This is a genomic window from Priestia sp. SB1 (assembly GCF_038898415.1).
Window position 1 is genome coordinate 198,864 of sequence record NZ_JBBJSS010000004.1, and the last position, 13,030, is coordinate 211,893.

The 13,030-nt window shown below is 34.1% G+C and carries 14 protein-coding genes; 12 read left to right on the forward strand and 2 right to left on the reverse strand.

All coding sequences use genetic code 11. The features are described from left to right. Positions 1 to 34: 34 nt before the first annotated feature. Positions 35 to 208 (forward strand): hypothetical protein, encoded by a 174-nt coding sequence (locus WKH56_RS16170; protein WP_342836090.1) that lies wholly within the window; start codon positions 35 to 37, stop codon positions 206 to 208. Between the two features lie 168 nt (positions 209 to 376). Here WKH56_RS16170 and WKH56_RS16175 read toward each other — a convergent pair whose 3' ends face one another. Beyond that, entirely contained in the window at positions 377 to 970 is a 594-nt protein-coding gene (locus WKH56_RS16175; RefSeq protein WP_168760813.1) for a TetR/AcrR family transcriptional regulator, read from the reverse strand. Positions 971 to 1,118: 148 nt separating this feature from the next. Here WKH56_RS16175 and WKH56_RS16180 point away from each other — a divergent pair, with 148 nt between their 5' ends. From WKH56_RS16180 to WKH56_RS16225, 10 genes are all read left to right on the forward strand, one after another. Then, the gene (locus WKH56_RS16180; protein WP_028413239.1) at positions 1,119 to 2,114 is read left to right on the forward strand and encodes an NADPH:quinone oxidoreductase family protein; all 996 of its coding nucleotides are present in this window, start codon (positions 1,119 to 1,121) and stop codon (positions 2,112 to 2,114) included. A 346-nt stretch (positions 2,115 to 2,460) separates the two neighbouring features. Then, on the forward strand, positions 2,461 to 2,877 hold the full coding sequence (locus WKH56_RS16185) for a MarR family winged helix-turn-helix transcriptional regulator (RefSeq protein ID WP_168760812.1): 417 nt from the start codon (positions 2,461 to 2,463) through the stop codon (positions 2,875 to 2,877). Positions 2,878 to 2,981: 104 nt separating this feature from the next. Further along, positions 2,982 to 3,428 carry a GNAT family N-acetyltransferase gene (locus tag WKH56_RS16190; protein WP_243494689.1) on the forward strand — a complete coding sequence of 149 codons (447 nt, stop codon included), beginning with the start codon at positions 2,982 to 2,984 and terminating at the stop codon, positions 3,426 to 3,428. Between the two features lie 347 nt (positions 3,429 to 3,775). After that, the gene (locus WKH56_RS16195) at positions 3,776 to 4,333 is read left to right on the forward strand and encodes a class I SAM-dependent methyltransferase (protein WP_063247944.1); all 558 of its coding nucleotides are present in this window, start codon (positions 3,776 to 3,778) and stop codon (positions 4,331 to 4,333) included. A 56-nt stretch (positions 4,334 to 4,389) separates the two neighbouring features. Continuing rightward, positions 4,390 to 5,076, forward strand: a complete 687-nt coding sequence (locus WKH56_RS16200; protein ID WP_033579080.1) for a response regulator transcription factor — start codon at positions 4,390 to 4,392, stop codon at positions 5,074 to 5,076. Further along, the gene (locus WKH56_RS16205) at positions 5,073 to 6,575 is read left to right on the forward strand and encodes a sensor histidine kinase (RefSeq protein ID WP_342836091.1); all 1,503 of its coding nucleotides are present in this window, start codon (positions 5,073 to 5,075) and stop codon (positions 6,573 to 6,575) included. Before WKH56_RS16200 ends, WKH56_RS16205 begins: the two co-directional genes overlap by 4 nt. Next, positions 6,562 to 6,927, forward strand: coding sequence for a DedA family protein (locus tag WKH56_RS16210; protein WP_342836092.1), 366 nt, complete (start codon positions 6,562 to 6,564; stop codon positions 6,925 to 6,927). The genes WKH56_RS16205 and WKH56_RS16210 overlap by 14 nt, the downstream gene beginning before the upstream one ends. Before the next feature lie 949 nt (positions 6,928 to 7,876). After that, positions 7,877 to 8,503, forward strand: a complete 627-nt coding sequence (locus WKH56_RS16215; RefSeq protein WP_028413244.1) for a type 1 glutamine amidotransferase family protein — start codon at positions 7,877 to 7,879, stop codon at positions 8,501 to 8,503. Positions 8,504 to 8,714: 211 nt separating this feature from the next. Further along, the gene (locus tag WKH56_RS16220; RefSeq protein ID WP_342836093.1) at positions 8,715 to 9,221 is read left to right on the forward strand and encodes an RNA polymerase sigma factor; all 507 of its coding nucleotides are present in this window, start codon (positions 8,715 to 8,717) and stop codon (positions 9,219 to 9,221) included. Then, positions 9,205 to 10,128: an anti sigma factor C-terminal domain-containing protein gene (locus WKH56_RS16225; RefSeq protein WP_217027741.1), complete on the forward strand. Its 924-nt coding sequence runs from the start codon at positions 9,205 to 9,207 to the stop codon at positions 10,126 to 10,128. The genes WKH56_RS16220 and WKH56_RS16225 overlap by 17 nt, the downstream gene beginning before the upstream one ends. A gap of 134 nt (positions 10,129 to 10,262) precedes the next feature. Here WKH56_RS16225 and WKH56_RS16230 read toward each other — a convergent pair whose 3' ends face one another. Then, positions 10,263 to 11,858 (reverse strand): alpha-amylase family glycosyl hydrolase, encoded by a 1,596-nt coding sequence (locus tag WKH56_RS16230; protein WP_342836094.1) that lies wholly within the window; start codon positions 11,856 to 11,858, stop codon positions 10,263 to 10,265. A 393-nt stretch (positions 11,859 to 12,251) separates the two neighbouring features. Between WKH56_RS16230 and pxpA the strand changes: the two genes are divergently transcribed. Continuing rightward, the gene (gene pxpA / locus WKH56_RS16235) at positions 12,252 to 13,013 is read left to right on the forward strand and encodes a 5-oxoprolinase subunit PxpA (RefSeq protein WP_048020760.1); all 762 of its coding nucleotides are present in this window, start codon (positions 12,252 to 12,254) and stop codon (positions 13,011 to 13,013) included. The last annotated feature ends 17 nt before the right edge of the window (positions 13,014 to 13,030 follow it).

The window sequence follows — 13,030 nt, forward strand, 5'->3', positions numbered from 1 at the left end:
TACAAAAATGTGGTATTATAGAGGTGGGAAATGAATGATTTTTATTAACAATAATAATTTTCAAATAGATATTTTGAAGAGAAATATGAAAAAACCTGTATTTTTAAATACAGGTTTTTTGTTTCTTATAATTCACATTATGGTGACTAGCTTTGCATATGATATGTCTAACTTTGATTATTGGATTGTTTCTACCGATAGCTTATAACACATATGCTTGTTCTGATAAAAATCCTTAGTTATCTAATTTTTATGGAAATTACATATTATAAAAAAGAGCAAAGCGTCATTTGATTTTAGACTTTGTTCTTCTTGTTTATCATTTAAAGTATAGAAGGTAGACAGTTCAGACAGATTAAAAAGTCAAAAAGAGCATCTAATTAACTTTTAGCAAGTCTAAAAAGCTTTGATAGCAAGTCTCTTTGTAATATTGATGGGAATTTATATCTTCGTTCATTAGCCATTGAATGAGCAATCCATCTATAATAGCGCGCATGGTTTTTGAAGTGTTTTCTATATTAATATTCTGTTCAAACACTCCTGTTTTCTGACCAGAAGTAATAATGTCAGATGTAATGCCCCAACAGTTTTGATAAAAATGATGATTAATTTTTCTATATGTTTCATTTTGACCTGCCTGAGACAAGAAATCTAAATAAACTCTATAAAATTTTGCATTTTTCTCAGGGGCGACAAACACTGAGTTTACATAAGCTTTTAATTTACCCAAGGGAGTAGACTCTGAATTCACTGATGCAAGCTCATAGTTATAGATTTTATTTGTAAGCCACTCAAGGAGTTGAGATAAGGTATCTTCCTTATTCTCAAAATAATAATGGACGACTCCTTTACTAACTTCTGCATGATCAGCAATACTCTGTAAGGTAACCGAATTATAACCTTGTACTGACATAGCTTGGAAAGCTGCTCTTAATATTTGATTCTTTCTCTCTTCTGCTTTTTTCTTCATAATAAACCTCCAGCAAACTAAACGTACAAATTAGTATACAACATTTTATAAAATTTGAACAAAAAATTATTCTGACCGGTCAAAAAAGTTTGACCGGTCAGAATAATAATGTATACTAGAAGTAGTTTCACAAAGGAGGAATGACAAAATGAAAGATCAATTCAAAGCGCTAGTAGTAGACAAAGTTAATGATGAATTTTCAATGAATGTAAAAAATATTTCTCTGGAATTTTTGCCTAAGAGTGATGTCTTAATCAAGGTACATTATTCAGGGATTAACTATAAAGATGGGCTAGCAGGTACTCCTGATGGTAAAATCGTAAGAAATTATCCATTTATACCAGGAGTAGATTTAGTAGGTGTAGTCGTTTCTTCTAATGACCCTCGCTTTCATGAAGGAGATGAAGTCATTGCAACAAGTTACGATATAGGTGTTTCCCACTTTGGTGGATACAGCGAATATGCCAGTATTCCAGGTGATTGGATTGTACCTTTACCTGAAAATTTGACTCTTAAAGAAGCCATTGTAGTAGGAACAGCAGGCTTTACGGCAGCCCTATCTATACAACGTCTAGAGGAGAATGGGGTGTCACCAGACAAAGGAAAAGTTCTTGTGACAGGTGCAACCGGTGGCGTTGGCAGTTTTGCGGTCTCATTTTTAAACTCTCTGGGTTATAAAGTAGAAGCTAGCACAGGGAAAGAATCGGAGTATGAGTATTTACGAAAACTCGGAGCTCATACCATTATTTCAAGGGATATGACGTATGGAGGAAAGGTTAAAGCTTTAGGGGCACAAAAATGGGCTGCAGCCGTTGACCCTGTTGGTGGAGATCCTCTGTCCTCTGTTTTAAGTCAGATTCAATATGGTGGTTCAGTTGCTGTTAGTGGGTTAACAGCTGGGACAAAACTGGCCTCTACTGTTTTTCCATTTATTTTAAGGGGCGTCAACTTACTTGGCATTGACTCTGTATACTGCCCAATGGAAACACGTTTGAAAATATGGAAACGCATAGCAACAGATTTCAAACCATCAAATTTTGAAGATTTTATCTCACAAGAAATTAATTTAAATCAGCTTCCTACTGTTCTTCCTAACATATTAAAAGGGCATGTAAGAGGAAGAACGATTGTAAAATTAGTCTGATAAGAAATTTATATTGAGATTTCTTAATGTCAAAAATCACGCACTATAAAAGATTTTTAAAATATTTGAGAAATACATCCAAAAAAGGTAAGGGTTAAACCCTTAGCTTTTTTGTTGCCTAGAAGCCGTATTATGTGAACTAAACCTATATATATACAGATAAATGTTTTATGTGATATAGGACTTGTGTACTTTGATTTCTTTTGTTATTATATCGCATATGACGACATAATTAGAGGGCATCATTTTTTAATAGAATAAGCGTTAGTATATCTATTTCTCTCGTTATTATGCCTATTAATCGTTAATATATCGTATATAACGATGTATAAGAAAGGACTAAAATATGGATGTTACGAAAATTAATGACTCATTAACCGATATCTATTTTTATTTGCACTATAAACATGAAGAAACGTTAACCCACCAAAATATTCGATGTATGCAAATGATTAAGAAGAAAAAAGAGGTAACGGTAAAGGATTTATCAGAAGTGCTTGATGTTACCCATCATACGGCTTCTGAACATATTAAGAGACTTATTAACAAAGGGATCTTAGAAAAAGAACGTTCTGCTTATGACAAGAGAGTTGTTTATGTAAAACTTACTCCTTACGGCGAAGAAGTCTTGAAACGAAACACAGAATTAGATGAAGAAAAGTTAAAAATGATTTTAGAGCGACTTTCATTGGAGGAACAACAGAAAATTATAGATGCTTTTTCTGTGTTAAGAGAAGAAATAAAACATGTATATTCCACTTAAAACGATTAATTTTTAGCTATACACCAAATGGTATTGGTACAACCGTTAGCAGGAAAGAAAATATATTGTTGACCCATTTTATATGAGATAAGGATGATGAAAAGGTGAAATTTTGTAAAGCCACTGTCAATGAAATTGATCAATTGATTTATTTAAGAAAGAAACAATTAGTTGATGAAGGAATTGAGCCTAATCAAGAGATTGATACGGAACTAAAAGAGTTCTTTACTAATAAAATGAGCGATGGTTCTCTAATTGAATGGATAGTAGAAGATAATGAAGAAATAATTGCAACTGGTGCTATCGTCTTTTATGAATTTCCACCTACCTACACCAACAAGAGTGGCAAAAAGGCTTATATTACCAATATGTATACGAAAGAAAGTTACCGTGGACAAGGAATTGCCACTAAGTTATTAACTAAACTAGTTGCTGAGGCGAAAACAGCAGGTATTATAAAAATTTGGCTTGGAGCCTCAAATTTAGGTAGGCCCGTATATAAAAAGTTTGGTTTTAAAGAGGCTGATGAATTGCTAGAATTAGACATTTAAAAATTAATACTTAGGGTTAAGGTTACCCCTTCAGTATATATAGAAAACTGAAGGGATAGTTCTATAGAGACATTATTTCCAATAAGACGTTTTATGTTAACAAGTATACAAGCAAAGAAATGGGGTGCTAAAAAGGTTGTTTTCTCTGAATGACTGAAGGTTTAGGTTAAGTTAATGCCCTCCTTTTTTAAGACCAGCAAATAACGTTTACTTTCAGATTCTTTATAAAAGTTATCTTTTCATAAGTATTTCTTAAGAATTGTTAAGGTTTTTCCTCGTATCGTATTAAGATTTTAGCGTTAAATTAATGTTTATAACCTATCATCTAAAGAAACGAGGAGAAATACATGAATGCCATGCATTTCATTCAAGAATATATGAGACACCCGCGTGCAGTTGGAGCTATTATGCCGAGCTCTAAATCATTAGCTAAGAAAATGATGAAGCCTATACCATTTGAGGAAATAACGTGTATCATTGAATATGGTCCAGGAACAGGCGTATTTACAGAAGAAATTGTTCAAAATAAACGGAAAGACACCATTTTTTTAGCGATAGAAGCCAATGAAACATTCTATAATATATTAAAGAAGAAATATGGACATATCGAGAATGTGTACATTATTCATGACTCTGCTGAAAATATAAGTGCCTATTTAAAACAATATGGCATTGAAAAAGTAGACTATATCGTATCTGGATTGCCTTTTACAAGCTTACCAGGAACTATTTCTACACAGATCTTACATGAGACAGGATCTTTGCTGGGACCAGAAGGCAAGTTCATTACATTCCAATATTCGAAAGTAAAACGCTCTTTCTTTGAATCCTTTTTTACTACGATTCAGTATGAAAAAGTGTATAGAAATGTTCCACCAGCTTATGTATTCGTATGTAATAACTAATCCTATTCATGTTCTCTAGTTTATATTGAATTTAAGAATAGAAAGAGTGAAGAAACATGTCAGAAAGAACCATCCTTATTGTCGACGATGAAGACGAAATCAGAAATCTTATGTCCATTTATTTAAAAAATGAAGGATATCAAGTAGTAGATGTACCGAATGCTGCAACAGCTATAGATATGTTAAAAAAACAAAAAATTGACCTGATTATTCTAGATGTGATGATGCCAGGGATGAATGGGATAGATGCGTGCTTAAAAATTAGAGAGGAATATAACATGCCTATTATCTTTTTATCGGCTAAATCAGAAGATATGGATAAAATTCATGGTCTGGCCAGTGGAGCAGAAGACTATGTTACAAAGCCCTTTAACCCATTAGAACTGATGGCGCGTGTAAAATCTCAACTTCGTCGATACTATATGGCGCCTGAAAGAGAGGTTTCTTCCCACTTCTTAGAAAAGGGAGACTTAAAAGTGGACGGAAGAACAAATGAAGTGTTTGTAAGAGATCAAGAGGTTCGTTTAACTCCTAAAGAATTTCAAATTCTCTCTTTATTACTTCAGCATCAAGGACAAGTATTTAGTATTCAACAGATTTATGAAACTGTATGGAAAGAACCTTTTTATAAGTCGGATAATACGATTATGGTCCATATGACAAAAATTAGAGACAAAATAGAAGAGAACCCTAAAAAGCCAATCTATATTCAGACTGTATGGGGCGTAGGCTATAAAGCATGAAAACGAGAAATAATGCAGACAAAATTGGACGACCATCAGTCAATTTGAACACAAAATTATTCCTTATTTTTATTATCTCCTTGATTGTATCTATCCTTAGCTTTTTTCTTTTTATCTTCATAAATCCCCAATTTGGGGATATCCGTAACCAACAAATAGAGCAACAAAAAGAGGAAGAGACTATTAGAAAGCTCCTTGTTCAGCTCACTCATGCAATCGAAGAGAAGCACATGAGCTTAGATGATATAGATAACATTGCTTCAACGCTAAATCCTATAACGGATGCTCATCCTAACTTAGGGTTCTTAGTAGCAAATGCCAAAGGAGACGTTCTTTTTCACTCAAATAACAAAAAAATAAAAAGTACCAATATAAAGTATTTACTCAAACAAAAGCTTACAGCTGAATCTACGGGTAATCAATCATTTAATACACATTATTCTTCTTTTATATCGCTCCTTTCCCTTCAAGATGATATCGGATACCTCGTTATTGAAGGACCTTCTTTTGATCCTATTTTCAGTCCGAATAGATATATTTATCAAGTCTATATGGGACTTGGAGGTAGTGTGCTCATCTTTTTTGTCTTGTTTTTATTATGGACAAGGCCTATTACACGGTACATTAAGCAGATTGAAGAGGGAATCAACAGGATTGTGAACAAGGACTGGACGTATTCCATTCCGGTGAAAGGAAAAAATGAACTGTCATTCTTAGCTAAAAACATCAATTGGATGACCGAACAAATGAGGCAACGTTTTGAAAAAGAACGTAAAGTGGAACAAGCCAAAAATGAATTAATTACAAATCTCTCGCATGATTTACGAACTCCATTGACCTCTATTATTGGATATCTAACACTCTTGAAAGATAAACAGTATAAAAATAGTGAAGAGCTGGAGCAATACATTCAAACCACCTACGGTATTTCATTCAAATTGAAAAATTTATTGGATGAACTATTCGAATATACGAAGTTGTCTCTACCTGACGTAGACATGCAATTTCAAGAAGTCGATTTAAGTGGGGTGTTATATCAGCTTGTAGGAGAGTATACTCCCATGTTTGAAAATCGTGGGCTTTCCGTAAAAGTAGAGATTCCTGATGAGGCTGTTTTTATCTCCATAGATATTGAGAAAATGATTCGCGTTTTCGATAATCTACTTTCGAATGCTGAAAAATACAGTCATGAAAGTGGAGATATTGAGATAGTCCTCTATACTAACGAAAAACAAGTCATTGCACGTATTTCTAATACAACTGATCAAATTGCTTCTGAAGAATTAAGCCATCTGTTTGATAAGTTTTATCGAATGGATAAAGCACGCTCTAGCAAAGTCGTAGGGTCGGGAATTGGCCTTTCCATTGCCAAACGAATTGTTGAACTTCATCAAGGCGAAATATGGGCAGAAAGCGAGCAAAACAAGATAACGATGTATGTTGTGTTGCCTTTGCACCAAGATACAAAGGAGAAAGAGACCATTTATGAAGATTTATAAACTAATTAGACTATCAGTAGAAATTATGTTTACGCCTATTTCTGATGATGTTCTAATGCTAACTCAAGTCGGTATCTGGGCTTCTAAGGGCATCAACCCTTATGTAGTGCGGGTATCGTCTTGGATTACACTCTTTATAGCTTTTCTATGGTTCTTTCTAGTAGGAAAATTCTTTAGACAGGTGCCTCTAATTGAAAAATGGATGGCGAAGAAATGGTTACAAAAAGCCGAAAAGCTACTTGATCATTTTGGGGCTGGGGCGATTATGTTAGCTTTTTTTGCACCTGGAGTTCGACACCCTATTCATTATATAGCCGGAATTTTAAAGTTTCCGATAAAAAAAACTTGCTAGCTAACTTTTTAGCATCTTCCCTATATTCAGGCGGTTGGACTTTTATGGTTTATAGGTTTAACCAAAAAATTGGGATCAAATTAGTGTTACTTTGGTTACATCAACACTTGTCTATCGTACTACCATTAGTCGCTATTGCCCTTTTATGCTTCATTTTCTACAAGGTGAAAAGAAATAAAAATGAGTCGTGATATTATTTCTACTTCATACTGCTCATGAAAAAACTTGTTTTATAAAAGACCTAAGTGATACGGGACTTATCTAATTAAAGGAGCAAAGTGATGTGAAATTGATACAACAACTTTTCTCTTCAATTTGTTTATTTTTGTTGATATTAGGCGTGGTATTAGCGATTTGGGAATTTATAAATTTATTATTACATGTTAAAAGTAACTTACGATAACCATTAATTAGGCTTAAGTAGCTATATGCTTGTAAAAGGCTGCATACCACAAATAATAAATCTTAATCAGAACCCTAATTTTACAAAGGTTCTTTTTTTATTCCTAAAAGTCACATTATGGTAACTCCACTTGTAGAAGATATACAGTTAAAATAAAGATCTTATGATTGTATTGTTTCAGTCAAATTTAACTTTTTGATCAATTCTTCAGTTGTTAAAACTTTGGCAAACTCATTATCTAAAGTTGCTAATGACACAGTATGTATTTGTTCAGCTGGATAATATGCATGATCTTCTCCTTTTATTGCAAATGTAACTGTGGCATCTGATACGAGCTACGTTTCAAATTCTAAATTATCACTCATTGGAGTAGTAGTTGATACATAATGTGGAGTTGTTAATCCTACTATTAAGACTTTTTCTATTTTGTTTTCTTTCAAATGATTCACAATCCTTTTAGTTATTTTCTGAATATTTTAATATTTTTTATAAATATATGTCTTTGAAATGTTATAATATAGAGAACGTCAGTTCTGGAGGCTTAGTATGCAAATTAAAAAAGTTTATATTTATGTATTTAACACAATGTCAGATTGGGAGTATGGATATTTAATTGCTGAACTAAATTCAGGAAGATATTTCAGACAAGGTTTAGCCCCTTTAAAAGTAATGACGGTAGGAGTTAATAAAGAAATTATTAAAACAATGGGGGGGCTGAGTATACAGCCAGATATTTCTCTTGATGAGTGCACTCTTTTGGATAAAGATCTTTTAATTCTACCGGGAGGAAATACATGGAGTGAGGAGATTCATCAACCTATATTGAAAAAAGTTGGGGAAGTTTTAGAGCTTGGTACTATTGTAGCTGCAATTTGTGGTGCTACTGATGCCCTTGCAAATAGTGGATACTTAGATTCTAGAAAGCATACGCTTAATAACTTAGAATATACAAAAATGGTCTGTCCCAACTATAAAGGGGAGAAGTTGTATGAGGGTGGACCTGTAGTATCCGATAATAACATGATTACTGCTTCAGGAATAGCACCTCTAGAATTCGCGAGGGACGTATTAAAAAAATTAGATGTATTCGCATCAAATACATTAGATTCATGGTATAGCTTAAATAAAACTCAGAAGTCTGAATACTTTTTTCAGTTAATGAGCTCAATATAGATCCCTAATTATATACAAGGTCGATTACAATAATCTTCTTTTTTATTTTTGTAGATACCTATATTCTGTTTTATATTAACTAAATTGATTGTTTGTTTAAGAAAGTAATTGCCTAAAAAGCAATTACTTTTCTTTTTTTATAGAAAAATATGAAATAATTGTATACTTTTTCACTGTTCAGACGTTATAAGACAGGAAGGAGGAAAAACATTTGAAAAATCGGTTATCAAACGATCAACTAAAAATTGTCATGAATCAACTTTACTCATATTTAATTAAACAAGGTGCAAACCAAGAAACAGCTAAAGATATTGTTCAAGAAGCTGTTTGTAAACTACTTCTTCATCTTGAATCGATTGATACCGATAAATATAAATCATGGCTTTTTAAAGTGGCTATAAACTTATATTACGATTACTGTCGAAAGAACAAAAAATCTAAGTACGTGGTAGTAGAAGATTACCTTATTACCAATGAGCAATTAATTGAAGAGATGATGATTGCACAAGAAAATCAGCTTCTAGTAAGAAGAATCCTTCAAAAGGTGTCTCCCACCTTTAAGCAACTACTTCTTTTAAAGTATGAGTTAGAGTGGTCTTATAAACAAATTGCCGAATATGTAGATATGAAACCTGAGGCTGTAAAAACATATTTAGCTCGTGCTAGGAAAACATTTAAAGAAATATATAGGAGAGAATGTAATGAAAAAAACGAATGATGAGTTAGATTCTATTTTTGATGAAAAGTCTTTACATAGAACGTTGAAAAAAGCAAAGTATAGCGCAATTTTACGAACAGTTTTTATCTCTGCACTCGTAGTTTGTTTTGTTATTGGTTTATTTGTCAAAGGGAATAATTATTTTATTAACACACAAGGAGACAAGCTTGCTGATCGGTTAATTACAGAAAATCAGGTGATGATGTCTCCAAATACATACACTAACACTGATACCATTTCAATTGGAGTTTTAAAGGGGAGTATTAAGAGTGAAGTATTTAAAGTAATTGAAAACAAAGTGATACCTTGGGAGACAGAAGAAATAACGTATGATTTACTTGGAAATTTTAATGCATCATTCTCCATGAGTAGTACAATTGTCAATGACACGACAGTTTATCATATTCCTAATGGGCAACGTGAGATGTTATTTTACGTACCCAAATACAAATATAAGTTGTATGCCAATGACTTTGACATGATCAAAAAATATCCAAATGATAAATACATGGAGATGGCCATATCTCTCAATAAAAATTACACATTGAAAGAAGTACAAAAGATGCTGCCTACATCTACTCACCAAACGTGGTATTGGGTAGATAACTATGGAAAGTCTACTGGTTACAGAAACAATCCAGAAAGTGGACGATGGTTATTAGGTATTTCTAAACCGTCACCACAACTAGGAGCAAAACTAACGGCTACTAAAATTAAAACAGAAGCAGACTTTTTGAATGAGCTCAAAAAAACAGATCCAGGAGAAGTGAAAAATTTAAAAAACAGACAGAAAAATGGATTGATTATAGGCGTAGTTGTTACAGGAACAAAAGAAGAACTGCTTTCTTTGAAAAACAAACCATATGTCAAAGCAGCTAGTTTAGGAGCAGTGGTAGATAAATATTGAATTTTAGGGACTTGAAATGAATGAAACCCGTTGTATATTAACTGATAGATAAATAAAAAGAATCCTTTTTTTATTCCTTCTAGGTAAAAAAACCTCTAAGTGACTACCTGGTAATTACTTAGAGGTTTTTTGAATTATTTTACTAAAACCGTTGTATTCGCCGGAATCACAAGCTGATTCTTGACTTTCTTAGCACCTCTTTCACTAGCAAAAATCAATTTACCTTTCGCTGCTACAGATACTTTTACAGGTTGATTTGAAATATTATGATACACACTAATGGAGTTGCCTTTATACGTACGGCTATAAGCAACAACTTCTTTACTGTCTACTGAAATAGATTGAAGCGTTCCTTTTACTAACTCTTCGTGCTGCTGACGCACGCGAATCATTTCACGGTAATGATTTAACAAAGAGTCCTTTTGTTTGGTTTGTGCTTCTACAGACACGCCGTTGCCGCCTTTATTGTATACAGGTGTTTCCCAACTAGTTTGTCCAAGTCCGTTTCCTTCGTACCAGCGGAACGGTTCACGGATTAATTCATCAGGCTTTTCACCGGTCATGCCGATTTCTTCACCGTAATAAATATACGGATTTCCAGGAAGCGTAAGTAAGATAGAGGCAGCTGACTTTGCTTTATTGACATCTCCGCTTAACTCACTCATGACGCGATTTTGGTCATGATTGGTTAAGAAAATGCCGTCAATTTTATTTGGATTGTATGATTTGAACAGTTCATCTGTTGCCGCTGCTGCAGTAGCGATTCCTTGATCATTTCCTGCTTTTACAGAGCTGACAATTTTTCCTGCTAAATCAAAGTTAAATAGGGAATCAAGCGACTGATAATAAGGAGCTACTACTTCCGGCTGATCCCATACTTCACCCGTTAGATATACGTTAGGGTTTTCTTTTTTCATTGCATCTCTAAACTCATTCCACCACAGGAGATTTTTCTTAGCGCCTTCAGGTGTTTGACCTTTAAAGATATGGAGGGCAGCATCTAAGCGGAACCCGTCAACGCCTTGCTTTAGCCAAAACTTTCCGACATTAATCATTTCTTTTCTTACTTCAGGGTTATCGTAATTTAAGTCAGGCATTCCTTCCCAGAACGTTCCGTAAAAATACTCTCCATTTGGTGCTTTATGCCATACTTGCTGTCCCCAAGATCCTTTTTCATTCAAATCGGTATTTTTATCAGCCCAAATATAGTAATCCCTGTACTTGCTGTTTTTATCTTTTAACGCAGCTTGAAACCAAGGGTGTTCACTGCTCGTATGATTCACAACGAGGTCCATAATAACTTTTACATCTCGTTTATCTGCTTCTTTCATTAGCTTGCGAAAATCTTGCAGATTTCCGTACTGAGGATCAATGTTATAATAGTCCGTTACATCATATTTATGATAGCTAGGAGAAGGGTTGACCGGCATCATCCAAATCCCGTTTACTTGAAGATCATTCTTTGTATGAGAATTGCCATCATTTAAATAGTCCAGTTTTTGTGTAAGACCTTTTAAATCACCATGTCCATCTTTATTTGCATCGTAAAAAGAGTTTACATACACCTCATAAAAGACACCGTTTTTATCTGCAGCTGGAGATTTACCTTTATGTACGGTTTCGGCGTGAACGCCTGTTGATAAGCTAGCAGCCAGCGGCAGTGTTAGAGCTAAAGCTGTCCATTTTTTCCCTTTCATCGTTTCATCCCCTTTTTTTGCAATCGTTTGCATAAATTGACTACAATTGAAATATAGCACCTATTTGAAAACGATTACAATGAAAATTTCATTTTGATTATTTTGAACTAGTAATTATTCTGACAACCTAGTTATTTACTGTGTCCAATGACATTAAGAAGCTGCATTATATTAAGGCTATAGATAGAAAACACAAATAAAATAAGGGAGTATTATCCAAATAAAAATAATGACTATGTCAAATATTCTGACAATGTTGTTGTTCAATTCATCATCTCGTGCTAAAATCCAAATATAACTGAAAAACGGTACTACAGTTCCGAAAAACGGAACTTGAAGTATTAATGCAGATAATTCAGCTTGGATTTTATTTACTATCTGCAAATGATTACGCTTACAATGAAGTTTTTAAGGGGGAAGAACGCATTGAGTAAAGTAGATTTAAACTGTGATTTAGGGGAAAGCTTTGGTGCTTATCGCATTGGCAATGATGAAGCCATTTTAGAACACGTGACGTCTGTGAACGTAGCCTGTGGATTTCATGCAGGGGATCCAAGCGTCATGAGAAAAACGGTAAAATTGGCCGCTGAAAAAAAAGTGCAAATTGGTGCTCATCCTGGTCTACAGGACCTTATCGGTTTCGGACGCAGAAACATCAATATTTCACCTCAGGAAGCCTACGATATCGTAGTCTATCAAATTGGTGCATTAAACGGTTTTTTGCAAGCAGAAGGGTTATCAATGCAGCATGTAAAACCTCACGGTGCACTATATAACATGGCTGCTAAAAATAAAGCGTTGTCTGAAGCAATAGCAAAAGCTGTTTACAACGTAAATCCTGAGCTGATTTTGTTTGGATTATCTGGAAGTGAGCTGATTCAAGCCGGTAACAGAATTGGTTTGAAAACGGCCAACGAAGTATTTGCAGACCGTACCTATCAGTTAGACGGTTCTCTTACGCCTCGTACAGAACCAAATGCTTTAATTGAAAATGACAACGAAGCTGTTTCTCAAGTTATTACAATGGTGAAAGAAGGGAAAGTCAAATCTCAGCAAGGCAAGGATGTAGAATTGCAGGCAGACACGATTTGTATTCACGGAGACGGGGCTCACGCACTTGAATTTGCTCGTCATGTCAACCGTTCTTTACAAGCATCAGAAGTGGTAGTTAAGGCTATTTCACAATAAAAACTACATACAATCAG